The organism is Ferroplasma sp. (assembly GCF_037442045.1).
Taxonomy (GTDB): domain Archaea; phylum Thermoplasmatota; class Thermoplasmata; order Thermoplasmatales; family Thermoplasmataceae; genus Ferroplasma.
The window spans coordinates 1-26,760 of the sequence record NZ_JBBIRC010000016.1 but is presented as its reverse complement, the minus strand read 5'-3'; the positions used below and the strand labels follow the sequence as shown (position 1 = coordinate 26,760).

The following is a 26,760-nucleotide window of genomic DNA, read 5'->3' as shown; positions in this document are numbered from 1 at the left end:
TACATATTGTATTAAGTTTTGATAGTTAAGATTAAATATTAATTGAAGTAATTTAAGAAAATCTTATTAAGTATTAGTTACACAATAATAACATTATTATATAGAATTGTGATTTTGCTTTATGGTAGAAAATCTCGACAAAGCTAAAGATATCATAGCCAGGGAGAATAGAATTCCAGTCTGGTCCCTGCCCACAGCTTTTCTGGGAATAATAGGGCTAGGATATTTTTTTACTTTCTATGATATATCTGATATAGGGCTGGCAATGCCAGCAATTGATCAGCAGTTTAACCTGCATGGTTCCATTATCCTGTTTATAGCTCTTTCAGTTGGCCTTATTGGTTATGCTATAGGTTCTTATGCAATAGGAAGCCTTGCCGATATATTTGGCAGATACAGATCAATGATTTTAACAATGGCACTTACTGCAATTGGATCACTTGGCGATGCTTTATCCATGAATGTCCCTGAACTGGCAATATTTAGATTTATAACCGGTATAGGCCTTGGAGCAGACCTTAATCTGGTTTCAATATATATAACAGAATTCGCTCCAGTGGCTGTAAGAGGAAAAATCACCGTATTCACATTCCTTATTGGCATATTTGGCCAGGCAGTAACACCTTTTATAGGATATTTTCTGGTTCCTGCGTTCACAACTGGATGGCGCTGGTTATTTGGAATAGGGGCAATAATAGCGTTCATTGCTGTATTTCTAAGGGCCGAACTTCCTGAATCTCCAAGATGGCTTGCTACAAGAGGGAATAATATACCAAAAGCAGAAAGGGTTTTGGAGATGATGGAAGCCAATGCCAGAAAAAAAGTTGGAACTTTGCCAGAGCCGCATCCTGAGAATGTGGTTGTTGAAGAGCCAAAATTCCCAACTTTATACTTATTCAAAAAGCCATATTCTAAAAGAATGGTATTGCTGGTAGCTGTATGGTTTTTCTGGTACATTGGGAATTATGCTTTTCTTGGAGATGCCGCATCTCTGCTTGAAGGAATAGGATTCAGCGTTGCTGCTTCTATTCTGTATATTGCAGTGGGTGCAATTATAGGATACCCTGCTGGAGCTTTAATAATGATGTATACCGCGGATAAATACGAGAGGAAATATGTGATTTTTGCTGCAACAGTTGTCTGGTTTTTAGGTATGTTATCGATGGCCACCAAAATCACAGATTTACTTTATTTTGGATCTTTTCTTGCTGCTCTTGGCCTTGGCATGTATTTACAGGTTGCATACACGTTCACAGCTGAGAACTATCCAACAAGGGCCAGAAGCTCAGGGTTTGGTTTAACTGATGGAATAGGCCATGGCGGAGGGGCGCTTGGTGCCATATTACTGCCGGTGCTTGTTGCAACATATTCCTGGGCATTCGGGTTTACCTTTATTGGCGTAACAGGATTAATAGCAGGAATACTTGTGCTTATTGGCGGAACAAAGGTATCAAGGAGGAATCTGGAAGATATATCTGAATAATATGAATATATGCTCCAGTTTCTTAATTATTTTATCTATAAGTAATGAACGGATAAATTAATTTTTATTTTTTTAATATTTGCCCGGCAGGCTCAAGTATATGCTCTAATTCTATACTATTTTTATGCATTTTGTTTATTATCCCATATTATTATGTTTTTTTGCCATATAATAAACAGATATTGGAAAGAAAGATAATAATTATACAATTTATTGAATTATTGCTGTATATATCAATGAAAAGATTTATTAAACGATTTTTACTATAGAATAATGCATTATATTGTAATAACAGGAGGAGTTATTTCTGGGTTGGGTAAAGGTACAATTACATCAAGTTTATCATATCTTTTAAAAAACAGCGGGTTCAGGGTAACTAACATAAAAATTGATCCATATATCAATTACGACGCAGGAACAATGAATCCTTATCAGCACGGAGAAGTTTTTGTATTGAATGATGGCGGGGAGGTTGACCTGGACCTGGGAAATTATGAACGGTTCCTGGATACGAATCTATCATCTGATAATAATATAACTACTGGAAAAATATACAAAGAAGTTATAGAAAAAGAAAGGCGTGGAGATTATCTTGGAAGTACAGTACAGATAATACCACATATTACAAATGAAATAAAAACAAGGATAAGAAAAGCAGCAGATGGCTATGACATAGCACTTATTGAAGTAGGAGGCACCGTGGGAGATATTGAATCCATGCCATTTCTCGAAGCATTGAGGCAGATGAAATCTGACAGGCACGATTCTGTAATTTTTGGGCATGTTACACTGATACCGGAATCGGGATCAGAACAAAAAACAAAACCAACACAGCACAGCGTAAAAGAGCTCAGAGCAATAGGAATACAGCCGGATATACTGTTCTGCAGATCAGAAAATAAGTTAAATGACGATGCTAGAAAGAAAATATCGCTTTTCACAGATGTAGAAGAAAATGGAATAATAAGTGTTTATAATGTGCCAAATGTATATCTGGTACCGGTAGTCCTGAAAGACCAGAATATACTTTCATACATTAGAGAATTATTTAGCTTTGACGACCATGAATTGAATTATACACTTAAAAAGTTCACGGAAAATATAGAAAACCCAACAACGGAGGTTACCGTAGGGCTTATAGGAAAATATGTAAATATGCAGGATGCTTATATGAGCCATAAAGAAGCTTTTTCCCATGTTACAGGCAATACCGGCATTAAAGTAAATATCAAATGGATTGATTCTGATGATCTTGTTAAAAGCACAAAATTGCTGGAGGGCCTGGATGGTATACTTATACCTGGTGGTTTCGGTTACCGTGGCGTTGAAGGCAAAATAGTTGCAGCAAGGTATGCAAGGGAAAATAATGTTCCATACCTTGGCATATGCCTTGGATTTCAAGCATCCGTTATAGAGCTTTCAAGGGATTTATTGAATTTAAAAAAGGCAAACAGTACAGAATTTGAACCTGACACACCAGATCCTGTTATAGACATACTGCCGGAGCAGAAAGGCATAAAAGACCTTGGTGGAACTATGAGGCTTGGAGCAAAAAACGTTTTAATTAAAAAAGGGACAATAGCCTATGATCTCTATGATTCCGAGAAAATAAGTGAAAGGCACAGACACAGATTTGAAGTTAACCCTGAGTATATTGAAAGGCTTGAGCAGGCAGGAGCAATATTCTCAGGAACCGATGAAGAAAAAATAAGAATGGAAATTCTGGAGCTTAAAGGCAGGGATAACTATATAGCTACACAGTATCATGCAGAATTTCAATCAAGACCGTTAAACCCTTCAAAGGTACATTTATATTTCATAAAAAAATCACTGGAATACAGAAAAGAAAAAAGAGGTAAAATATATGAAAGAAGTGCTGAATGATTTAGTAAAGAAAATGAATAATAAAATAGCAAGCGATCAGGCATATGCAAAAAAATTGCAAAATATTACCAAGAGCGTAGATATAGTATTTGACGATAAGGATTCTTATTATTTTAAGGTAGAAAACGGACATATAAGCATGCCGGAGGAAGGAAAAATAGATGCAGATATTACAGTAACGGTCAGTTCCGATGTTTTCAACAAAATTTTATCAAAGGAAATTAATGCAATGGATGCATATATGAAACAGCAGATAAAAATAAAATCATCGCTTATGGATAAGTTATTATTGAGCGATCTCCTGAAAGCATAGAATGATAGACCACAACCTTGACAAATATAATAAAATATTGCAGGAGAAAGTAGATGAGTGCTATCAGATTGCTGAAGAGGCAAGATCACTGGGCAAAGATGTCTCTACACAAGTCGAAATACTTTTAGCCAATGATATGGCAGAGAGAGTTGAAAAATTAATAAATATTCCCGGAATAGCAAAAGATATAAGAAAACTCAGCGAAACAAAATCCAGAGAAGAAGTATCACTTGAAATATCTAAAAAAGTAGCGGAAATGCTTAAAGATGACAGGCACGAAGCTCTTGATAAAGCTGTTCGTGTTGGCCTTGCAATACTTACAGAGGGGATTCTTGTTGCCCCTCTTGAAGGAATAAAAGAAGTAAATATAGTTTCAAATGATGATGGAACAGAATATGTTGATATTGTTTATTCTGGCCCTATAAGAAGCGCAGGCGGCACAGCTCAAGCACTCAGCGTATTGATGGCCGATATTGTTAGAAGAAAGTTAAATATAGGCAGTTTTAAGGCAACAGATGAGGAAATCGAGCGTTATATAGAAGAAATACAGGCTTATAACAGGTCAAAACATTTGCAGTATCTACCTACACCGGAAGAAGTAAGGCTTGTAATAGGCAATTCACCGGTTATGATTGATGGTGAAGGGAGTGAAGAGGTAGAAATTTCCGGGCACAGGGATATGAAGAGAATAACAACAAACCGCATACGTGGAGGAATGTGCCTTGTACTATGTGAGGGGCTTATTCAGAAATCCAGGAAAGTTCTTAAATATACCAGCCTTATGAATATGAAGGAATGGGATGTTCTTGAAAATATAGGAAAAAACAAGAAAGAGGAAAAGGGAGACAATTCAGAGAAATACCTCCGCGATATAATTGCCGGAAGGCCAGTATTTGGATATCCAAATAGGGCGGGAGGATTCAGGCTCAGATATGGCAGATCCAGGCTTTCAGGTCTCGCTGCTGCTTCCATTAATCCTGTATCAATGTACATTGTAGATGAATTTATTGCCATAGGTTCGCAGATCAAGGTTGAACTTCCGGGAAAAGCAGCGGCAGTAACACCGTGCGATACAATTGATGGGCCCACTGTTCTTCTGAAAAGCGGTGAACACAGAAAAATTAAAACCATTGAAGAGGCCAAAAAAATAAAGGATGATGTAAAGGAAATAACAGACCTGGGTGAGATTTTAATTGCCTATGGAGATTTTCTGGAAAATAATAAAAATCTTGTAAGATCACCATTTACTGTAGAATGGTGGTCATATTACCTTCCTGAAGAATTGAAAAAATATATGGAAACAAAGCCCGATCAGTACGAAGCAGTAGAAATATCAAGGAAATATGAAATACCATTATATCCAGAATATGATTATTACTGGCACGACATAACAATTGAAGAATTAAATTTTCTTATAGATGCACTGGAAAAATCGTATATAGAAAACAAAAAGCTGTACATTGATAAATCTGCAACAGATATACTGATTAAGCTTGGGATTGAATTTAAAACTGAAAATGAATTGCTTGAATTGAATGAGTATTTTCCTTTACTGGTATCCACAGGTTTTTCAATAGAAGATGGAAAAATAGTAAAACATGGAACATACAATGCATCAAATGCACTTGAAGCTGTAAACCAGCTTTCAGGAATGATTATAAAAGCCAGATCACCTGTGCGTATTGGTGCAAGGCTTGGCAGGCCTGAAAAAGCCGGTGACAGAAAAATGAAGCCTAAAGTCCATTCACTATTCCCAATCCTTAATTTCGGGGATAACAGGCGTTCAATATTAAATGCTGCAAAGAATAAAGCTGAATATTCAATAGAATTAAATTTAAGGGTATGCAAAAATTGTGGGAATGAAACGCCATTGACCATATGTGAAAATTGTGGCTCCGTTACCTATAACCAGCATAAGATTAAGAAAATGAATATTGATCTAAGCAAAGTTCTTGAGAAGGCAGAATCAAGATTAAACATCAGGCCAGAAGATGTTAAAGAGTTAAAAGGCGTAAAAAAACTTATGTCAAAAGACAGTGCAGTTGAGCCACTGGAAAAAGGCATTTTAAGAACACTACATGGCATAAGCATAAACAAGGATGGAACTTGCAGATATGATATGTCCGATATACCCATAACACATTTTAAGAAAAGTGAACTTAACCTTACATCGGAACAGCTTATTGATCTTGGTTATCCGGATAAAGAATTGAATGAAATATATCCTCAGGATATAATAATACCTGAGGATTCTGCAAAATATTTATTGAATGTTGCAAATTTTGTGGATGATATGCTGGTAAGGTATTATAACCTGCAGCCATATTATTCATGCCATGATATAAATGATCTCATAGGAGAAATTGTAATTGGCCTTGCACCGCATACATCCGGTGGAATAGTTTCCAGAATTGTAGGTTTTTCCAGGGTAAGTGGTTGTTACGCGCATCCATTTTACCATGCAGCAAAGAGAAGAAATTGTGATGGTGATGAGGATAGTATAATGCTTCTTCTGGAAGGGCTTCTTGATTTCTCAAGAGATTTTCTTCCTTCAACAACAGGGGGATTGATGGATGCACCACTGGTGCTCACTGCAATACTTGATCCAGAAGAGGTTGACAAGGAGGCAATGAATGTCGACACACTGTGGAAATATCCGCTTGAATTCTATGAAGAAACTGAAAAGGGAACTCCGCCTTCAAAAATTGAAAATATTATGGTAACAATGAAGTCCAGAATGAAGAATCAGGGAATATATACAAATTCCGGTTTTTCCTTTGATACGTCGAACCTGAATGAAGGAGTTTTGATGTCTGCATATAAGACCATAGGTTCCATGCAGGAAAAGATAGAAAAACAGCTGGGGCTTGCAACAAAAATAATGGCTGTTGATGAAAATGATGTTGCAGCAAGAGTAATATCATCACATTTTCTGCCTGATATGTTTGGGAATATGAGGAGTTTTTTCACTCAGGAATTCAGATGCACAAAATGCAATACAAAATTCCGCCGCGTGCCGCTTTCAGGAAAGTGCCTGAAATGTGGATCTGATAACATAATACTAACAATACACTATGGTAGTGTAGTGAAATATTTGAAAGAAACAGAAAAGGTCATGGATGATTATCACCTGCCAGAATACCTTCAGTACCAGATAAGAAGGCTAATCGATTCTATAGAAAATACCTTTGATGTTTCAGAACCTTTAAAGGTTGAAGAAGCAACACTGGAATCATTTAAATAAATTCAGGCAATAAACAGCCATGATAGGATCATTATTTGTTACAGGACCAGCCGGAACCGGAAAATCAACATTTTGTGGCGCGTTTAAGGACTGGCTTATCCAGAATGATTATGATGCAATAATAGTAAATTTAGATCCTGGTGCAGAATATTTGCCATATGAGCCAGACATTGACATAAGAGAATTTATTTCTTTAAATGAAGTTATGTCAGCCTATTCGCTTGGCCCAAATGGAGCACAGATTGTTGCAGCAGACCTGCTTCTGGACAATATTGATAAAATAAAGTCCAAGTTGGAGTTATATGATGATTATTATATTATTTTTGATACACCAGGGCAAATAGAACTATTTAGTTTTCGTCCTGGCAGCCCATTGCTTGTAAAATCTTTAGCAGAGGGAAAGGCCATGCTCGCTTTTCTTGCCGATTCAATGATTTCACAGACACCTTCAGGTTTTATATCGGAAAAGATGCTTTATGGTTCTGTTTACTCCAGGTTTTATGTGCCAATGATGTTTATTTTAAACAAAATAGATTTAATCGGAGAAGATAAAGTAAAGGAGATATCTGACTGGGAAGAGAACCCAGATCTCCTCTACGATGCATTCAGGAACGAGAATACCGATACTGTAAAGGATTACTTCTTAAATATGGTAAGCGCATTAAAAGATTCCGATATTATCAATAAAATAATTCCGGTTTCTTCAAAAGACCTGTTCGGTTTTGAGGATGTTTATACAGATATGTCGGATTTCTTTCAGGGCGGGGAAGATACAGATACCATGTATAAAGATGAATGAATATTCTTAATTAGTAGTTTTAAATTGGTGAATTCAAGTGAAAATTAAGGATGTGACTGATTTCATAAAACTGGAGCATACAGTATTCGATCTGCCATTTATCTTTGCAGGTGCAATAATCGCATCTGGAGGGCATTACTTTATTTTAAAATATATAATAATATTGATTACTGCAACAAGTGCAAGGGGAACCGGCATGTCAATAAACAGGATACTTGGAATGCCCTATGATGAAAACAATCCAAGGAAAAAAAACTGGGCTCTTGTTACAGGCAAAATGAAGTTAAAAGATGCGTATATATTGACTTTCCTCCTTGCTGCAATATTTGAAGTGTCCACGTATTTCCTTAACATAACAGTATTTATCCTTTCTCCCATTGTTATATTATTTTTCATTGCCGATCCTCTTATGAAAAGAGTAACGTCGTGGCGCCACCTTTTTATGGGTTTTACAATAGGTCTTGGCGTGCTTGGTGGCTTTCTTGCCATAACTCCCGTATATCCCCCTCTTATAATATATCTTATTATACTTTTATCGACGTTCTGGATTGCTGGATTTGATATAATATACACAATTCCTGATATTGAATATGACAAAAAGAATAATTTAAAAACTTTGAATGTAAAATATGGACTCAAAACTGGAATGGCAATATCATACGTTTTTCACATATTAACAATAGGGCTTTTTATTTTTATAGCATTCATAGTAAAAAATATTTATTATGATATTTTGCTCGTGCCAATAGCCGCTTTAATAATATATCAGCATTTAATATTAAATCCATCAAACTTAAAGACTATAAGAATGTCATTCTTTAATGCAAATTCGTTTATAGGAATTATATTCCTTGCCGGCATGATTATATCCTTCTATAAATGATTTCAAAGAATAATTCTTACATCAACGGCAAATGCACCTTTTTCGTTAACTATCAGGGGATTTATATCCATTTCTTTTATATTTAAATCAATCAGCATGTTTGATATTTTTGATATTGTTCTGACAGTGCTGTTAATATCGTAATCCCTGTTTCTTGATGTAAGCATGCTCAGTATTTTGCTTTCCCTTATCATCTGGTAAGCTTCGTCCTCTGATACCGGGCATATTCCATAACTCAGGCTTTTTATTACCTCCATGTATATGCCTCCTATGCCAACAACTATTGATGGGCCAAATACTGGATCGTTTATTCCTCCAACAAATATTTCCGCTCCTGTGATCTGTGCCTGCATGATTACCCTTGAATAGTTAAGTTCATTAAATGAACTTTCTACCATATCCTTTTCAACATTCATTATTACTCCCTTTACATCGGTTTTATGAACAGGCGTATCAGGAGAAATTTTCATGACCAGAGGATAACCAATATCATCAGCCCTTGATTTTGCATCCTGTGCATTTTCAGCAATAGCATAAGCGGGTGTCTTTATTCCATATATTTCCATTAACTTCATTGCTTCAAAATCTTTTATATAGTTTTTGCCCTTTACAAGTTCTTTCGCCTGATTTATTGGTTCTATTGTGCGTATTTTCTTAATAGGGTTTGGCCTGTTTGCCATATATTTTATTGACCTTACAGCATCTTCGGGAAATATAAAAGCGGGTATTGAAACCGAGTCAAGAAGTTTTGATGCTGAATTCTGATCAAGTCCCATTGTAACGCCTATCACTCCTTTTCCTCTGTAATTCATAATTGCCCTGGCAACATCTGAACATGTAACCATTGGAAGCGATTGAACTATAACTATTTTGGTGCAGTCAAGGTCCTTTACTATGTCAAGAGCACTGTTATATCTTTTATAATCTGCATCGCCTGAAAGATCTACAGGGTTTCTTGGTGTACTCTGTGCTGGTATGACATTTAACAAATCATGTTTAACACTCTCTGGCAGTTCTATTTCATTTAATCCTTCCCTGTCTATTGCATCAGTTGTCAGTACACCGTGGCCACCTGAATTTGTTACTATTAGTATATCTTCAGAAATAGGTTCAGCAGATAATACTATTTTTGCAAGATTAAGCATATCTTCAATGTTGTCAACAAATATTCCGCCAACTGTTCTGACAGCAGCACGGAAGATATCCATTGAACCTGCAACACTTCCAGTATGGGTTTTAACAGCAGCTGCACCGGTTTTGCCCATTCCCCCTTTCAGGAATATAATTGGTTTTCTCCTTGTTATATCTGGCAGTGTTGATAGGAATTTTTGGCCTGATGATACTCCTTCAATATAAGAGAATATGGCTCTGGTCTCAACATTAGAAGAAAGAAACTGAAATGAATCTGTTTCATCAACGTCTGCCTGATTGCCCAGGCTGATGAAATAACTTATTCCAACGTTCGATTGCTGGGCCCAGTTAAGCATATAAACGCCAAGACCGCCACTCTGGGCAACTATGGCTACCCTTCCCTTTTTAACATCAGCAAAGGCAAATGTTGCATTGACTTCTGGTGTTATAATGCCTATTGTATTTGGCCCAAGAACTCTTATTTTATGAGCCTTTGCTATGGACATTATCTGCTCTTCCAGTTCGGCACCATGCTGATCCGTTTCTTTAAAACCGGATGTTATTATTATCGCTGCTCCTGCATTTATTGCACCTGCATCATTCATCACTCCAGGAACAGCATCCCTTGGAACAGCTATTACTACAAGATCAACAGGTTCTTTTATATCCTTTAAATTCTTGTATGCAGCAATTCCATCTATGCTTTCACTTTTATTATTTACAGGGTATACTTTTCCAGAAAATGATGATGTGATATTTCTGAACAGTATATTTCCCACCTTTATAGTATCAGAAGAAGCGCCAACAACAGCAATGCTTTTTGGTTTGAATAATTGTTCAATCATAATATGTTATTACTGATATGATTAAAATGTTTGCTGAAGGCTTAAATGTTATGGCGGAAAATATTTTTCAAGGTCTCTTGTATCCAGAACGTCTACAAACTGGCTTATCATTTCAAGACTCTGAAAATAAAGCCTTTCGGAGTAAGTTGATGTTATATCAGATACAACAAATGTATTAAATTCCATGATGTTCGCAGTTGCGGAACTGATAAATATATCCTTGTCGGTAAAAAATCCGCCAAGAAGTATTGTGTTTCTATTTAATTTATTTATTTCTTGAGCCAGATCACTGTGATAAAAAATATCTTCCTTTTCCGCACTTACAACATTTTTAACTTTTATTTTATTTTCAAATTCTTTAAGGAAGCCCTGATCATAATCTGATCTGGGCGTAATATTTTTAATTCTATTTCTCTCTTTTCTATTTCTTAATTCCCGAACTTCAGGGTTTTTGATTTGATAATATAATTTTCTTTCAGTGAATATTACCGGTATTTTATGCTTGCTGGCAAATGAATTTATATAATCCATACCCATTAAAAATTCCATTTTGCTGAAAATGTTATCAAAAAAGTCTGCATTATAATTTGCCAGTATTATAACGGAGTCTTCCGGTTGTATCATAATTCAATATATTTGCCAGCTATTTTTAATTTGTTTAAAAAATTATATATAAAATTCTATTATATCGTTTATGCGGAGATTGCCGAGACAGGAAAAGGTGATGGATTTAGGGTCCATTTCCGCAGGGATTCGTGGGTTCAAATCCCACTCTCCGCATAAAATGTTTTTAATGAGTATAGATATCATAACTTTGAAATATGTGCTTAATTATTAAAGATAAAGAAGTCAATAAATAGATGATGTTAATATTAATTATTATGGAAACAAATAACTGTTCAAATCTGAATTCCGACAGCAGAGAAAATATTGTTTGCAACATAATTTGCGAAAGCAACATTATAAGATTCACAGACCTAAAGTATAAAAGCAAACTTCATCAGGAAATATTATCGAGAACCTTAAAAAGAATAAGTGAAAAATGCAATATTGCAAAAACCGAACACGGTTATTATTGCAAAAAATAGTCAATTTATATTAATTTGCAATCTATATTTGATAAAAATGGAAAACGCAAAAGTATCTGGAAAGGATGGTGATGTTGATGTTCTTTTGAACAACATAAAAAAAGATAAAGTAGATGCTAAAATAAAGGAATGCAGCACTGGAAATAACTCATGCTGCTCTCCGGATTTTACCAGCGATAACAGGATAAGTACTTCGGAAGATGGAAATTCAGTAAAAATAAATATAACTGGAAAAGCCTCAAAAAAAGAAGTTCAGGAAAATATAAATCATTGCAACTGTTTCGATGATGAATAAATATGGGTTGCCCAATATTATAAAATTGGCATAATGCTTTATTATCCTATTAAAAATAAATGTACTATTAAATATTTTTAAATATTTACCTTATATATTTCAGAATGGATGATTATGAGAGGACGAAGGATTTTTTTTCAAGAAATTCTGAAAACTATGCAAATAGTATTTCGCATGCAGAGGATGATGATTTAAACATTCTTATTGCAATGCTTTCATTGAATAATGATATGATAGGCCTTGATGAAGCCACTGGTGCCGGATTCACTGCAATAAAACTGGCAAAGATAATAAGAGAGGTTTATGCACTTGATATGGTTGAAAACATGCTTTCTGAAACTGAAAAACTTGCTAAGGCAAATAATTTAAAAAATGTCATTCCGGTAAAAGGATATATTGACTCTCTTCCATTTGAAGATAAAAAATTTGATGTTGTAACCTGCAGAAGGGCACCACACCATTTTGTTGACTTGAATAAATTTGCGATTGAGGCTTACAGAGTTTTAAAAGAAAATGGAATGATCGGTATAGACGATATGACCGTTCCCAGAAATATTGTAGATGATTTTAACGAACTGGAGAAAATTAGGGATAATTCTCATGTTCATGCTGCATCGGTTGAAGAGTGGAGTAAAATACTTTCAAATGCTGGATTCATAAATATAAAGTATAAAATATACAGAAAGAAGGTGGCCTTTAAGCAGTGGATCTATCCAGTAAATGAGGAGTCACAAGAGGCGAAAAGGGCATTAGATTATTTAAATAGTGCCAGAAAAGAATTTATTTCAGGCATTGAATGGAATGGAAAATCATTTCAAAAGTCATGGATGGTTATTACAGGAATTAAAAATGAGAAATGAGAGTAGCATTATGCATGGAAAAATTTAATAGAAGCAACGGTATATAATTTTACACAGAACTAATAAATTAGTGTAGTGGAAAGATGGCATATGGATGTAACATTTACTATAAAAAATGAAGGCTGTTCGCTCAGTGGCTTATATTCTGAATTTAACATAAATTCAAGAGTTATCAAAAAAGAAATTAACAACGGGATTATTTATGAAATAGCCGAAATCTATTATGGAAATAAGGATCTTGAAAAGATTTTAACTTCTTTAAAAGAGAATAAAGGAGTATATAACGTTGAAACATTATTCAGCAATGGAAATATATTGATAGTGAGATTAACTACAAACGAATGCCCAGTTCTTGGAATACTTAAAAAATATACTTCAGGTTCTGAAACAAATTATACAAAGGAGGAAAAAATTGAGAATGGCAAAAATATCTGGTACATGTCAATGGACAGTGTTGACATGATTAAAGAACTATCAACCCACCTGAAACATATTACAGGCAGCGATGTTTATATTAATCTTTATAAAAAAACAAAGGTGGATAAAAAATCCCTTTTCATTGTAAGGGAAGCATATGATCTTGGCTTTTTCGATGTTCCAAAGCGTATAAATCTTCTGGAACTTTCCGCTACTTTAAATATCCCACCAACAACACTGGATTTAATTATTAGAAAATCATTAAAATATTTTCTTGATACTGAACTGGTTTCAAAGAATAAATTGCCGGTTAATGAAAAATAGAAAATAAAATGAAAAATTATAATATTATTATCCTTGGATCTGGCTATTCTGGAATAAATGCGTATTATCAAATAAAGGATAAAAGAAATGTTGCAATTATAGATTCAAAACCTTATATGGTATATCATGCCAAATCTATTGATATCAATATAAGGATGCCAAAATCAATCAATGAAAATATTATGAAAGTAGATTTTAATGATCCTTATGTGCTTACAGATAAAAACGAATATTGCCCCAAAAAAGTTATCATTGCAACCGGTTGCAATAGAAAAGGGCAGATCGATTTTATGAAAAATGGTAAATTTTATGATAATATGGTTTTGGGATCAAAAAAAAGTTATGATGATTACATTCTTATTCAGTATATTTTAAACTTAAATAGAAACGGCATACATGCAGGCTACAGTGGCAATTATTTATCGGAGCTTGGAGATAATGTTGCAGATGAAGTTAAAAAGTTTTTGAAAGCTTCTGAGATTAGAACCGGGATAGAGCCAGATTTCCTAATGCCTGAATGTACACCGAATATATTTAATAAATTTATAAGTACAAATAAAAATTTAATGGTAAATGAAAATGTTTACGCTGTCGGCGATGCACTGGACTGGAATGTAAAATGCGGTGAATTATCAATGCGGCAGGGTGCATATGCAGGAAATCGCATAAATGGGAAGAAAGATAGCTTTAAACCGGTATTTATAACGATACTTGACAATCTAAAGGGTATGGGAATGCGGATAAAAAGTACTGTTCCCTGGGATTCTGAAATATCATATGCACATACTGGAAAAAAATATTCGATTATGGCCGAATTTTTAATGCATTATTACAAATTGAGAGGAGGCAAAATGGGTTTACTCCGCTATTTTTAGATGCATATGTTTACATAAATGTATCATAGCATTAAAACGTTTTTTAACAATATTTATTAATATTTTTAAAATAAAGATAGATGTGGGACCCAGGAGGAGCTAAAGACATAAAAAGCAAACTTTACATTATATTGAGATTTCTCAGGATGGAGCAGACATTTTTTAGCCTGCCCATGGCCTATCTTGGTGCATTTCTGGCACTGCGCAGAATACCATCCATAAAAATTCTTGTATTAATTTTCTTTGCCTTATTTTTTATAAGAATAGCGGGCATGACAAATGATAATCTAGCCGACCGTTTCATAGACGCAAAAAATCCAAGAACAAAAACAAGGCCTTTAGTAACAGGAGTTATAACTGTAAAAAATGCATATTCATTGATAGCAATCGGTTTAATTGGATATTTTATTTCAGCTTATTTTATAAACATTATAGCATTTTCCATTTCTCCAATAGGTGCACTGGTTATTATGAGTTATCCATACATGAAAAGGTACACCTCATTTGCAAATTATCAGATAGCATCAATACAGGGATTGTCTGTAATGGCTGGTGCCATAGCAGTGATAGGTTTTCACTCACCATTATACATAATTTTCCATATACCATGGTTTTTTGTATTTGCAACAATATTCTGGGCACTGGGCTTTGATTTGTATAATCATATACCTGATATGGAGTATGATAAAGCGAACAATCTTCATAGCTTTGCGACCCTCCTTGGAAATAAAGCCCTGAAATTTGCAGGATTAAATCAAATATTGTCGGTTTCCCTTGCATTTGCAGGTGATATATTTTATAAATTGAATGTAATTTCATATGCAAGTACCGCTCTGCATGGAACAATAATGCTGGCGGCTTTTCTTCTGGCATATAAAGGCAATTTTGGCAGGGCATTTTATTATAATATTTATGCATCTGTTGTTCTTGCACTTGGAATAATAATAGATGTTGCACTGGGATTTCCAGTGCTTTAATAATATTAATTAATGGAAAAACGATATATGAATATGTATGAAAATGAAAAAAAGAATGCTGCTATTGAAGCACTAAAATATGTACACAGCAATATGAAGATAGGTATAGGAACGGGATCAACAACAAAATATTTTATTGATGGGCTTGGAGAACTTGTAAGATCAGGGAAAATTACAGGCATAACCGGTGTGCCAACGTCATTGAGGAGTGCTGATTTAGCAAGTTCATATGGAATAAAAATAGATAATAATCTTGATGGTATTGAAATTGACTTTGATGGTGCTGATGAATTTGATATAAATGGAAATCTGGTAAAGGGAGGAGGTGGTGCACTTGTCCGTGAAAAAATAGTGGCATACAACAGCAGAGATGTTTATATTATGGCAGACCATTCCAAATTTTCTGAAAAATTGCATACATTTCCGCTTCCAGTGGAAGTTATACCATTTATGGAAGATGCCACAAAGAAAAATATTGAAAAACTTGGATGTACTGCAACATTCAGGGATAGAAAAAAATTTAAAAGTGATAATGGAAATTATATCCTTGACTGCAAATTTAACATTACCGATGTTTCACTTGAAAAAGAAATAAAAATGATTCCCGGAGTTGTAGAGGTTGGATTATTCAAAGGTATTGCTACAAAGATTATAATCGGTGAAAATAATCAATCCAAAATAACAGATTTTAAAAAATTATAAAGTTATTTCCTTCTGAATGGAAAGAACCATATCCATTGCAAGTTCTGCAATATCTGTAGAGTAAAGTGCAATTCTTGATATTTCTTCTGAAGAGAATGATACTGTAGCTATATCTGATGTTCTTCCAAGCTCCAGCAATTCTTTCTTCTGTTCCATTATTGTTTTCTTGAAAGATATTATATCGTTAAGCCCATTATATTTCTTCGAGTAAAAAAGTGCCATTGCTCTCTTAAAAAGGTCAAGGGAAAATGAAAGGTTTTCAACTACTTTTTTGTATGGAATTTCAACATTTTTTTTCTCCAGCCATATTTTGCATATATTTACAGTATGGTCGGCCATTCTTTCAAGTATTCTTGATATAATTAAATAATAAATGCTGTTTTCATCTTCGCAGCTTTTGCCTTTCACTTCACGGTATATGAACCACTGAAAGCGATCAATCTCATCATCCCTTTCAATTACATTTTTCAATAAATCATTATCAGCATCATTTATTCCCTTTGTTGTATCAAAAATCATTGATTCAACATTAAGCGACATTCTCTTCACCGAATTATAAATCGGATATGAACTTGAATTTAAAACGTTTTGCAGTACAATTTTTTTAGAATCTTCTTCAAAGATTTCAATGCCTATTACAAGTTTTGAAAATCTCTTTATTGCATCTCTAGTTTCATCGCTGATATAATATGAACTGGTTATGGTAAGTGTGTCATAACCTGAAATGTAAAGTGATATTAGTGCCCTTTCAATGCTTTTATAGTCCATTTTTGAATTGAGTATGAGATGTTTTTCTATTTCTGTTTTTATATCTGTATTCCCGTAAAGCACAAGTTTGTTTTGTGATTCCTCTATTTTTACCTCACTGCTTCTCTGCAAATTATTATTTTTTACCCATTTTGATGGCAATGAAACTATATATGTTGAACCTCCGGTTAGCTGAATTTTCCTAATTGACTGCATGTATATATATTTGAAATAACTATATATAAATATCTATATAGTTTAAAAATATATAATTTATCTCTTTATGAGATTCTTCTTGCCAATAAAGTATGTGACAGCTATTCCTATCACATAAAGCACGCCTATTGATGCTATGTATTCATCAGCCAGAGCAAAAACGTAAAATTCATAGAATGTAAATCTCCCAACATTTACTGGCCCGGGACTTGATATTGTTATATTCTTTGAAATTGTATAATTAATATCGTAAAGTCCTGATGGCAATTTTGTATTATAGTACATAGTTGTCACATTATCTTTTCTTACATGATGTAAAGCGGTATATTTCACAGTTGTATTATATATATGGCTGGAATATATATATAGAAATGAGCTGTTGAGCAATGCTCCTGTATAATTAGTTGTAATAGTAATATTATAATTATTGCCCACACCTGAAAATGGAGTAATATCAGTTTCAAGGGATACTCCATTTACATCCTTACTGGATACGCCATTTAGATCATAGAAGTATGTAGAATATATGCCTGCAGCAAGTATAAGGACTACCAGCAATATAACTATGCCACCAAAAAGACGTGGCTTAAATTTGTACATGCCAAGGAAATGCATTAAAAGGAATATTACAACAGGAATAGAAAATATAAGCAAAAACAAATAGGCATTTACAATTGATACCGTAAATACCATTAAAGAATAAAGTATAGCAATTAATGGTATGAATATTCTATTATGGACAGTAAGAAATTTTCTTGCATTCATTTATGGTTTATAGTTAATGATGGTATAAATATTTTATAGTGTTCCCGAATATTATTAGATTTTTATTAAGTTTAATAATTATAGAAAATATAAATTTATTACCAGAGTCTCTGCATGTGCCTGTACCTCAGTGTTATTTCTTCAGTGTACCCATAATATCAATGTTTTTTCATGTCATTGTAGCCGTTTCTACACGCCATATAGCTTTTAAATATACATTAAAACCAGATCAATGAATTATTTTATTGACCATATGCATACTAAAAATATATATTAAAAATTTATACGGTGATCAAAATGTATTGGTCAAAGTAATAATATAAATATTAAATTAATATCATTTCCTGTGTACGATGTTATTGTTTCAGGCGCAGGCCCATCAGGGTCATATCTTTCCTATTTGCTTTCAAAAAATGGGTATAAGGTATTGCAACTGGAAGAACATAAGGAAATAGGAAAGCCTGTTGAATGCACTGGCTTGGTTTCCGAAAGAGTTTTCAAATATGTAAAATCAAATTCTATTGTCAATGAAGTTCATGGAGCAAATGTTTTCTTTCCAAATGGCAAGAGCATACATATAGCAAAGGGAGATAAAACAATAGTAATGTACAGAGATGACTTTGACAAGGATGTTTCAGCAATGGCAATTGGTGCGGGTTCTGACACAAGGATAAATTCAAGAGTCCTTGATGCGAAGGTAAACGATAGTTTTGGCGAGGTGAAGTACAGGGAAAATGGCAAAATTAAATATGAAAGAGCCAGTGTGATAGTTGGTGCAGATGGGGCAACCAGCAGAATTCGATCATCACTTAACTATGAAAGGCCACAAAAACTAATATCAACATATCAGGTTGACTCTTCATTTAAACTTGAGGACCAGGACGATGTTAATGTTTTCATAGGTTCGGAAAACAGCAAGGGCTTCTTTGGATGGGCGGTTCCATCCGGAGAAATTACAAGAATAGGAGTTGGTGTAGACCATGTTACTGCAATAAAATATTTTAAAAACATCAATGCAAAATTTAACAGGTCACAGGTTCTTGGAATAAATTCAGGGCCAATACCGATAAAACACCTTAAAAAAACCTATGGAAACAGGTCTATGCTTCTCGGGGATGCTGCAGGAATTGTGAAGCCATTGTCCGGCGGTGGAATCTACACAGGAATAATATCGGCCAAAAATGCGTACACTGCTATAGATCGCGCATTTAAAAAAGCGGACTTTTCAGAAAAAACAATGAAAGAATACCAGAAACTGTGGAAGCATGAGATTGGAAAAGAACTGTATATAGATTCTAAAATACAGAAATACTTTTCAAATATAAGCACAAATGATGAACTCCTGAATAAAATGTATAATGCAATAAACACTGAATATATTATTAAAAGAATAAACTCACTTGGCGATATAGATTATCCCGCAAAAGTTGTATTTTCTATACTAATAAGGAAACCACAGCTAATTAAATATTTCCTGTTTGGTGGATAAAGTGATATATGTCATTATCGATGGGCTTATTTTATCTTTTCATATGATATTTTAGCAGTTTGTTTCCATGCCAGAAATACTATTGGAATTGAATAGCAATCAAATTTATAAACCAGCAAATACTGAACTTTAATGCGTGGCAAAATCTTTTATTTTATGCTTTTAATTTCAGTTGTCATTATTTGGGGTGCAACTTTTCCAATAATGAAATTGTCACTGAATTATATAAGCCCGGTTATGCTGCTTTCATTTAGATTTATTCTTTCTGCTGTTCTTATGATTCCCATAATATTTAAAAATAAAATGTTGCTTGAAAAAAAGAACATAATTCTTGGTGTTGTTGGAGGAATCCTACTTTTTATAGCTTATTACACACAAACAGTTGGACTTAAATACACAACATCGTCACAATCGGGGCTTATTACAGGCATGTATGTTGTTTTGCTTCCAATAATCTCGCTGCTATACCTTAAAATAAAGATCAAGAAGATTGACGTTGTTGCTGTTACTATTGGATTTATAGGGCTCATTGTTATGTCATCTTTGAAATTCAATTCAACGGATACGTTTGGAGACATACTTACATTTATATGTGCTATTTTTTACGCAGTGCAAACAGCATATGTTTTCAAATATACAAAATTTCTGGACAGCATGGTTTTTACATTTTACCAGTTATTAATGGTTGGGGCGCTTTCATTAATATTTTTGCCATTCAGCTGGGATCCGTCTGGTCTTTTACATCCGATAGTTATTTTTACAATAATATTCACTGCGATCTTTGCAAGCTTTTTTGCCATTCTGATTAACACAAAAGCACTTATGTATATAGAGCCAACAGCTGCAGGTGTTGTTTACGTGGGTGAGCCAGTATTTGCCGTTATAGCATCCATTCTTATTTTAAAGGAGATACCAACGCCGGGCATAATAATTGGAGGTATTGTAATAGTTGCAGCAATGCTTATAGAAACACTGCATAAATATATTGAATCCAAAAACTCATTGGAGCTGCCTCAATAGTATATATATAACTATATATATTATATTGATAATATTTATACATATAAAAAGTATATTTGTTTGAGAATATGGATAATAAAAATGAAGGTAATATAGAAACAGTAAATCAGGCACTGGATAATGCAACGGGAAAATTCCATTTTAAGACATTTTTAACAGCAGGAATGGGATTTTTTACCGATGCTTACGATTTATTTATTATAGGAACAGTGCTTGCTATACTTCCAATGATTGGATGGAATCTTTCAAAGACTGAGATTGGCTTAATAGGATCAATATCTTTAATAGCCGCTGTAGTTGGGGCATTAACATTTGGAAGGCTGCTTGACCACCTTGGAAGAAAGGCTGTTTACGGATTTGAACTGGTATTGCTTGTTATAGGGGCACTTGGAAGCGCTTTCCTTTCATTTAAAAATCCCTATGCATTGATGGGATGGAGATTTCTTCTTGGTGTTGGCATAGGAGGAGATTACGCAACATCTTCCGTAATCATGGCAGAGTATTCAAATATAAAAACAAGGGGAAAATATGTTGGTAGCATTCTTTCAATGCAGAGCATAGGACTTGTTGTATCATCATTGCTTGCACTGGTTTTCCTGTTAAATACAAAGGTTATACCGTTAACAGATGCCTGGAAGATACTGCTTTCTGTTGGAGCTATACCTGCAGCAATTGTAATATACTACAGGAGAAAAATGCCAGAACCGCCAAGGTATACAGTTGCAAAAGGGCATGCTGAAGAGGCCGCAAAAAACCTGAAATCATATACAGGCATAGATATTAAAGTATCAAAACAGAAAGAGGAGGTAAATGCTCCATGGTACACACTTTTCAAAAACAGAACATTCCTTATAACATTGATTGGCACAGCAGGTGCATGGTTCCTTATGGACTGGGCTTTCTATGGAAATTCTATAATGGCCGGTAGAATATTCGCAACACTTGTAACACAGGTTGGGCTTGCAGGTTTAATAAAATCAACAGAATATGCGGCGATTATATTTACAGTTGCAGCACTGCCGGGATACTGGCTCGCAACATTCACACTTGATAAGATTGGAAGAAAACCAATACAGATGACCGGTTTTATAATGCTTGCTGTTTCATATGGAATACTTGCATTAGTCCCGAAACTTGATACTCCTTCATTTGTAGATTATTTCCTCCTTGTATACGGGATGAGTTATTTCTTCATGATGTTTGGCCCAAATGTTACAACATTTGTATACCCGCCAGAGGTCTTTCCGGTAACAACAAGGGGATTTGGATCGGGAATATCAGCTGCAGGAGGAAAAACAGGGGCGTTTATTGGAACGTTCATTGATGTGTTTATAATAGCAAGTGGCCTTTCCGTTCTAATGACAGTACTTGCAGCCTTTTCCGTAGCAGGTTTGATAATAACAATACTCTGCCTGCCGGAGCCAAAAGGAAGAGCTATGGAAGAAATATCCAGAGAAAAGGAATATACAAAGACAATAAACTAAATTTTATATTTTTATAACTTTCTCAAATATTTTTTCATTCCCTTTTATTTTATCATTTATTTTTATAAAAACTTTAGAATCAATGAGAGAACCGATGTAGTTTTTGAATTTAAGTGGATCAGGGTCTTTTCCATATAATTTAATATACTCTGAAAGAAGGTGTTCAACACTGATTTCCATAAGATTTCCTGCAATTTCGCATATTGAATAGTATGAATAGGCAGTTCTGATATATGGCTTTACAGATGAAATCTCGGACATGTAAATAATTTTATGCGATATAACAAATGATAGCAGGTTTTCTATTCCATTTGAAGCTTCATTGCTGAATTCTTCCCCGGGCTCAATTATGCAGGCGTCATATTTATATTCATATTTAAAGATGTTAAGATCACTTATTTGATTAAAGTATTTCAGGCGCTTAGCATCGCTCGTTTTGCTGGATACCAGTATCATCCTATTTTTATCAATTAGCTCTCGGAGTATTTCCATTACAGGTGTGAGAGACATTTGAATTTCTCCGATTGAAGAAATATTCGGTGCAATTATCTTCATTAATTCTAATTCACCAGCATTGATTGTCCTGTATTTTGCATCTTCGAGCAATTTCAATGCCGTTTTTCTGTCAGGCCCTGTAAACGTTGCCTTTCCATTAATCTCTTCTCCTGTAATATAAAATATATGGCTGAATTTTCTTACAAGCATATTGTTTTCTATAATTTCAGAATAAAAAATATCAACATACGCATGTAACTTATCTATGATTTCTATAGAACTTAAATCCACAGAAGCTGAACTTCCATATGTTTCTGTTACAAATTCATCCATTCTGGATTTCAATGTTTCAATACTATCGTTCCCCTGATCATATTTTTTTGTAATGCAATTTTTTATTTTAATCATATAACATCACTGATATTCATTCAAGGACCTCAATTCTTCACCTGTTTTAGAAAGCACACTGGCGTATATGATTTTGACCTTATTTTTTATTTTTTCAATTTCCTCCATAAAACTATTTATTTCCATTGCCATTATAACATCCTTATTCTTTTCATAAAAATCAACTATTGTTGTTTTTAGCTCAACTCCTTCGAATCCAGGAATTAAAAGTACCTTATCATTATAAACGAAAATGGTGAGGTAATACCTAATATTTTCAGGTATTTCATCCTTGAAAACTCTGTATTTCACAAATGATTTAATAGAATTATATGGAATACCTATTACCAGCGGTCGCCCTTTTTCCATATAATTGATAGCCTTTACAGGATCGTTGTCTTCCATAAGTGAAAAATAAAAGTTTTTGATTTTTAATCTTCTTAAATTGCTGTTGATCATTGAAGAAAGTGATGATAAGGTTTCTTTGTCTATAATAAATCCTATATAATCCATATAAGATAATGCGCTTTTTATTTTATTCTGCCTTAGAATATATTCATTTAAGCGCACATAATTATAAATCTGGCTATGTATAACAATCCATATACTCCCTGCCAGTGACTCCTGTGGGTCTGAATTGCCTTTAAACCATATCATTGGGCTATCTGTTAACATATTTATATTTATATAACCATTAAATATTTAAATTGTTTTATGAAAAATGATTAGAAACAAAATTAACTTTTGATAATTTTCTCCTCTACTATTTCTTTTGCTTCTTTATAGTTTTTAGTTGTTTTCCAGATATTGATAAAAGTTATAGTCCCTATATTTTTTCTAATATCGTCCATGTGCAAATCTCTATCATCCACATATACAACACGTTCAGGTGGTATATCAATTCCCTTTTCTTTCAGTGCATTAATTAATTGTAAAAGCCTCTGATCTTTATCCGGTGTATGGTCAGTAGAATTGTAATCAAACAGGTTACATATGCCAAATGCTTCAAGAGCCTCCTGAGCGTAATCCTTTCTGTTCCAGCTCAGTGTTGTGGTTATAGCCCCGTTTTCATGTGCCCATTTTATAAAATCAATTGCACATGCAAATATTGTTATAACAACATTATCAGAATTTTTAATGTGCCCAGAATCGAGCCTGGTATACGGGGGATTGACTCCGGAAATATTCAAATGGTCCCATACAGTTCCGTCCAGATCCATAGCGAGAATCCATGGTTTAATCATCAACTGTGTATTGCAATATTAAAATAAATTTATCGTATAAAATACCAAACATAATATATTTACTGAATGATTTTTACTGGATAAAGATTAAAAATATTGAAAAATAATCAAAATGTAGATATAGCATAAATGGATGTTTTCCTATGCTAAATGAAATAAAAATAAATGAGGTTAAAACAGATGATGAATTCAACCAGGCAATTAAAATTTATGATGAGGCTTTTCCTGAAGGTGAAAAAAGGCCCGTATCTGATATAAAGAGAAATATTATTGAAAATAATGAAAAGATGCTAATTGCAAAATATAATGATACACCTGTTGTATTTTCAATGATCTGGCCTATTGCCGGTACGGATTTTTTGTTCCTTGATTATGTAGCTGTCAGCAAAGATTACAGGGGAAAAGGAATAGGATCGGTGTTTCTGGAAAAAATATTTGAAATAAGTGAGAACGATGCATTTAACCACATGATATTTGAAGTTGAAAACCCTGAAGAAGGAGAGAACAAGAAACAGAGAGTGGCAAGAATAAAATTTTACAGACGTGCAGGTGCCAGAACTGTTACCGGGTTCAAATATTTTCTTCCACCGAGAAACAATAATAAAGCTCAGGAAATGAAACTCATGATAATTTCAAGGAAAAATGTAAAAAATGTGAATGGTAAAAAAATACAGTCCGTACTTGCCGAAATATATACACATATATATAATAGAAACAGTAATGATAAGACATTAAATGGTATTTTGGATGATATACCTGAAGATGTTCCTCTGGAATAATTACAGTTTTTTTATGCCCTCGTGTACCTTTACAGCTATTCCTTCATGGTAATATTTCATTTCTGTTCCTGATACTGTTGCATGCCCCACAGCGTAAAGCTCGCCAGAGTCACTGGTTACCATAACCTCGTTTCCAGATATTATGTTTTTATCACAGTCTTCAACAAATTTAAAAAACACATTAAAACCCTTTGAATTGAACTCTCCACTATCATCGCTTACTATAACTCGCGATTCTGGAAATGGCAGAATATCGTTCAATAGTTTTCCCCCATATATGGAAAGAGTAAGAAATCCATCATTGCGCATTGTTCCTATTATATGTTCACCGCGCTTTAAATTCCTTATATGGCCGGTAGCCTTTGACTTTACTATTTTGTCTGAATTTTTAAAAAGATCACTTTCTGTATTGAATTGAAAATGAAAAACTTCGTTTATTTTGGAAATATTATAATCCCTTATTTTTTCCGTGCCAGATATGGAAGAATCATAAAATGACATGTTATCATTTATTGTTTTGAGCCATTTTATGTAATTATCCCTGTAATCGGGATAAGTGATTCCTGAAGGAACCGTCTGGCTTACAGGGTAAGTATTTTCTAGCTCAACAGGGATAAAGATATCATTCCATTCTATGAGAAAATTATAATTTGTTGTTTCGTATGTTTTTAATATATCGTCTGAAACTGGAAATCCATGATTCCATTCGTTCTTTCCTATCAATATTGTTTTATTTCCATTTTTTATATATTTTTCAGTGAATTTTATTAGTCTCTGAATAAATGCATTGTTATAGGTTTCTTTATTGAAGAAGTAAAGCGGGGATTTAAGTGAAATATTCCAGAATGGCGTTATATCATGCTTCATCATTTCAATATATGCCTTATAAAGTGCAGGATGCGCCATTGATTTCTCTTCAACATACTGATAAAGCGTGTTTTCATATATTCTCTCCTTTATTTCATTTATTTCATTGAAAATTGCCTTTAAGTTATGAAGTGAGAGCAATTTTAATCTTGTTTTTTCATCGGCCTTAATTAGTTCTACCGGTGTATATTTGTTAAAAAGTGGGCTCCAATCAGGGAAATCCCTTATTTCTTTAAGATTTCTTGTACCCTCCGTATAAAGCACCCTGTTGTCCTTTGCGTATTTAATGTATGATGCGGAATCAAAGACATCGATTCCGAGAAGAACTGAAAAGGCAAAAAACATTGGGTGGCCACCGCCAAATAGATGCATGGGCTTTGAAAAATCGGAATTTAGCTTTGAATTTACTATTATATTCACAAGATCGCTGTATCTATATGATTCAAGAAGCGGAACTACACCGCCTACAGGAATATATGGTGCTTCAGACATAAGTTTTGCCGATTCTATTCTCAGATCAGGATAAACAGAACCCTGTATTGGCCCGGCTATGATTGCATCTTCGGTATTTACTTCCTTTAATCGCTTATATGTCTCGTATACTGCTTCTCTTGCCTGGCTATAGCTATCCTGTGGTTTTGTAAATATATCCAATATTGTAATTATATCGCTGCCTATATCTTTCTGGAACTGGACTATTTCTTTATTGTTATATTCTATACCACCATAAACATAACTCTGAAATGTTCCAGAATCTGTCATTATTGGCCCATTAAAATTAATTAATTTATGAACTCCAGATTTCAGTGCTTCCTGCTCAAGAGATGCTGTTCTTTTTATAATATAACTGTTTGTTATTACCGCCTGAACGCCTGTTGATCTCAATTCTGCTTCAGTGAGGAAATTGAGATTTGGGTTTATAACAGGCATTACAGTAGGAGTTTCGATATCACCATGGGGTGTTGAAAATTTTCCAATGCGTGCAAGCCCTTCCTTGAAAAACATTTGCATTATGGCTAATTTTTACATTATATTTAATTATTGGTTGATTTCGTCTCTTTAAAATAGGGCTTTAGCAGTTAAAGGCAAATATTAAATATTATTGGGGAATATTGATATAACATATGGAGAAACTTTACACACTCAG

General features: G+C 34.0%; 24 protein-coding genes and 1 tRNA gene. 17 read left to right on the top strand and 8 right to left on the bottom strand.

The features are described from left to right. The first annotated feature begins 121 nt into the window (after positions 1–121). From WKI77_RS03530 to WKI77_RS03505, 6 genes are all read left to right on the top strand, one after another. The gene (locus WKI77_RS03530; protein WP_337860449.1) at positions 122–1,483 is read left to right on the top strand and encodes an MFS transporter; all 1,362 of its coding nucleotides are present in this window, start codon (positions 122–124) and stop codon (positions 1,481–1,483) included. 273 nt (positions 1,484–1,756) lie between these two features. Continuing rightward, positions 1,757–3,367: a CTP synthase (glutamine hydrolyzing) gene (pyrG, locus tag WKI77_RS03525; protein WP_337860448.1), complete on the top strand. Its 1,611-nt coding sequence runs from the start codon at positions 1,757–1,759 to the stop codon at positions 3,365–3,367. Further along, entirely contained in the window at positions 3,348–3,680 is a 333-nt protein-coding gene (locus WKI77_RS03520; RefSeq protein ID WP_337860447.1) for an SCP2 sterol-binding domain-containing protein, read from the top strand. Before pyrG ends, WKI77_RS03520 begins: the two co-directional genes overlap by 20 nt. A gap of 1 nt (position 3,681) precedes the next feature. Then, complete coding sequence (locus WKI77_RS03515) at positions 3,682–6,924, top strand: DNA polymerase II large subunit (RefSeq protein ID WP_337860446.1); 3,243 nt, start codon at positions 3,682–3,684, stop codon at positions 6,922–6,924. Between the two features lie 19 nt (positions 6,925–6,943). Next, positions 6,944–7,723: an ATP/GTP-binding protein gene (locus WKI77_RS03510; RefSeq protein WP_337860445.1), complete on the top strand. Its 780-nt coding sequence runs from the start codon at positions 6,944–6,946 to the stop codon at positions 7,721–7,723. A gap of 37 nt (positions 7,724–7,760) precedes the next feature. Next, a complete protein-coding gene (locus WKI77_RS03505) occupies positions 7,761–8,606 on the top strand; it encodes a UbiA-like polyprenyltransferase (RefSeq protein WP_337860444.1) in 846 nt (281 codons plus the stop codon). A gap of 2 nt (positions 8,607–8,608) precedes the next feature. On the opposite strand, the gene WKI77_RS03500 is transcribed toward WKI77_RS03505, so the two are convergent. Further along, entirely contained in the window at positions 8,609–10,582 is a 1,974-nt protein-coding gene (locus WKI77_RS03500; protein WP_337860443.1) for an acetate--CoA ligase family protein, read from the bottom strand. 48 nt (positions 10,583–10,630) lie between these two features. Then, positions 10,631–11,206: an isochorismatase family protein gene (locus tag WKI77_RS03495; protein WP_337860442.1), complete on the bottom strand. Its 576-nt coding sequence runs from the start codon at positions 11,204–11,206 to the stop codon at positions 10,631–10,633. A 72-nt stretch (positions 11,207–11,278) separates the two neighbouring features. Between WKI77_RS03495 and WKI77_RS03490 the strand changes: the two genes are divergently transcribed. The 7 genes from WKI77_RS03490 to rpiA all read left to right on the top strand — a co-directional run bounded on the left by WKI77_RS03490 (position 11,279) and on the right by rpiA (position 16,120). Further along, positions 11,279–11,362 (top strand) — tRNA-Leu (locus WKI77_RS03490). A 345-nt stretch (positions 11,363–11,707) separates the two neighbouring features. Next, complete coding sequence (locus WKI77_RS03485; protein WP_337860441.1) at positions 11,708–11,965, top strand: hypothetical protein; 258 nt, start codon at positions 11,708–11,710, stop codon at positions 11,963–11,965. A 104-nt stretch (positions 11,966–12,069) separates the two neighbouring features. After that, complete coding sequence (locus WKI77_RS03480) at positions 12,070–12,825, top strand: methyltransferase domain-containing protein (protein WP_337860440.1); 756 nt, start codon at positions 12,070–12,072, stop codon at positions 12,823–12,825. A gap of 75 nt (positions 12,826–12,900) precedes the next feature. Then, positions 12,901–13,566: a helix-turn-helix domain-containing protein gene (locus tag WKI77_RS03475; RefSeq protein ID WP_337860439.1), complete on the top strand. Its 666-nt coding sequence runs from the start codon at positions 12,901–12,903 to the stop codon at positions 13,564–13,566. 8 nt (positions 13,567–13,574) lie between these two features. Then, complete coding sequence (locus tag WKI77_RS03470) at positions 13,575–14,441, top strand: hypothetical protein (protein WP_337860438.1); 867 nt, start codon at positions 13,575–13,577, stop codon at positions 14,439–14,441. 80 nt (positions 14,442–14,521) lie between these two features. Continuing rightward, a complete protein-coding gene (locus WKI77_RS03465; RefSeq protein ID WP_337860437.1) occupies positions 14,522–15,418 on the top strand; it encodes a 4-hydroxybenzoate octaprenyltransferase in 897 nt (298 codons plus the stop codon). Positions 15,419–15,451: 33 nt separating this feature from the next. Next, positions 15,452–16,120 carry a ribose-5-phosphate isomerase RpiA gene (gene rpiA / locus WKI77_RS03460; protein WP_337860436.1) on the top strand — a complete coding sequence of 223 codons (669 nt, stop codon included), beginning with the start codon at positions 15,452–15,454 and terminating at the stop codon, positions 16,118–16,120. Here rpiA and WKI77_RS03455 read toward each other — a convergent pair. Together WKI77_RS03455 and WKI77_RS03450 are read right to left on the bottom strand one after the other, a co-directional pair. Beyond that, the gene (locus WKI77_RS03455; RefSeq protein ID WP_337860435.1) at positions 16,115–17,083 is read right to left on the bottom strand and encodes a phosphate uptake regulator PhoU; all 969 of its coding nucleotides are present in this window, start codon (positions 17,081–17,083) and stop codon (positions 16,115–16,117) included. The genes rpiA and WKI77_RS03455 overlap by 6 nt on opposite strands. 57 nt (positions 17,084–17,140) lie before the next feature. Beyond that, positions 17,141–17,848 carry a hypothetical protein gene (locus tag WKI77_RS03450; RefSeq protein WP_337860434.1) on the bottom strand — a complete coding sequence of 236 codons (708 nt, stop codon included), beginning with the start codon at positions 17,846–17,848 and terminating at the stop codon, positions 17,141–17,143. Between the two features lie 346 nt (positions 17,849–18,194). Here WKI77_RS03450 and WKI77_RS03445 point away from each other — a divergent pair, with 346 nt between their 5' ends. From WKI77_RS03445 to WKI77_RS03435, 3 genes are all read left to right on the top strand, one after another. Continuing rightward, a complete protein-coding gene (locus tag WKI77_RS03445) occupies positions 18,195–19,337 on the top strand; it encodes a geranylgeranyl reductase family protein (RefSeq protein WP_337860433.1) in 1,143 nt (380 codons plus the stop codon). 132 nt (positions 19,338–19,469) lie between these two features. Next, the gene (locus WKI77_RS03440) at positions 19,470–20,357 is read left to right on the top strand and encodes a DMT family transporter (RefSeq protein WP_337860432.1); all 888 of its coding nucleotides are present in this window, start codon (positions 19,470–19,472) and stop codon (positions 20,355–20,357) included. Between the two features lie 68 nt (positions 20,358–20,425). Beyond that, positions 20,426–21,841: an MFS transporter gene (locus tag WKI77_RS03435; RefSeq protein WP_337860431.1), complete on the top strand. Its 1,416-nt coding sequence runs from the start codon at positions 20,426–20,428 to the stop codon at positions 21,839–21,841. Between the two features lie 3 nt (positions 21,842–21,844). Here WKI77_RS03435 and WKI77_RS03430 read toward each other — a convergent pair whose 3' ends face one another. The 3 genes from WKI77_RS03430 to WKI77_RS03420 form a co-directional block, all read right to left on the bottom strand. Next, positions 21,845–22,744, bottom strand: coding sequence for a hypothetical protein (locus WKI77_RS03430; protein ID WP_337860430.1), 900 nt, complete (start codon positions 22,742–22,744; stop codon positions 21,845–21,847). A gap of 6 nt (positions 22,745–22,750) precedes the next feature. After that, complete coding sequence (locus WKI77_RS03425; RefSeq protein ID WP_337860429.1) at positions 22,751–23,398, bottom strand: hypothetical protein; 648 nt, start codon at positions 23,396–23,398, stop codon at positions 22,751–22,753. A gap of 62 nt (positions 23,399–23,460) precedes the next feature. Further along, positions 23,461–23,967 (bottom strand): magnesium-dependent phosphatase-1, encoded by a 507-nt coding sequence (locus WKI77_RS03420; protein ID WP_337860428.1) that lies wholly within the window; start codon positions 23,965–23,967, stop codon positions 23,461–23,463. A 143-nt stretch (positions 23,968–24,110) separates the two neighbouring features. Between WKI77_RS03420 and WKI77_RS03415 the strand changes: the two genes are divergently transcribed. Continuing rightward, a complete protein-coding gene (locus tag WKI77_RS03415) occupies positions 24,111–24,746 on the top strand; it encodes a GNAT family N-acetyltransferase (RefSeq protein ID WP_337860427.1) in 636 nt (211 codons plus the stop codon). Here WKI77_RS03415 and tgtA read toward each other — a convergent pair whose 3' ends face one another. Beyond that, positions 24,747–26,624, bottom strand: a complete 1,878-nt coding sequence (gene tgtA, locus WKI77_RS03410; protein WP_337860426.1) for a tRNA guanosine(15) transglycosylase TgtA — start codon at positions 26,622–26,624, stop codon at positions 24,747–24,749. It lies immediately after the preceding gene. Between the last annotated feature and the right edge of the window lie 136 nt (positions 26,625–26,760).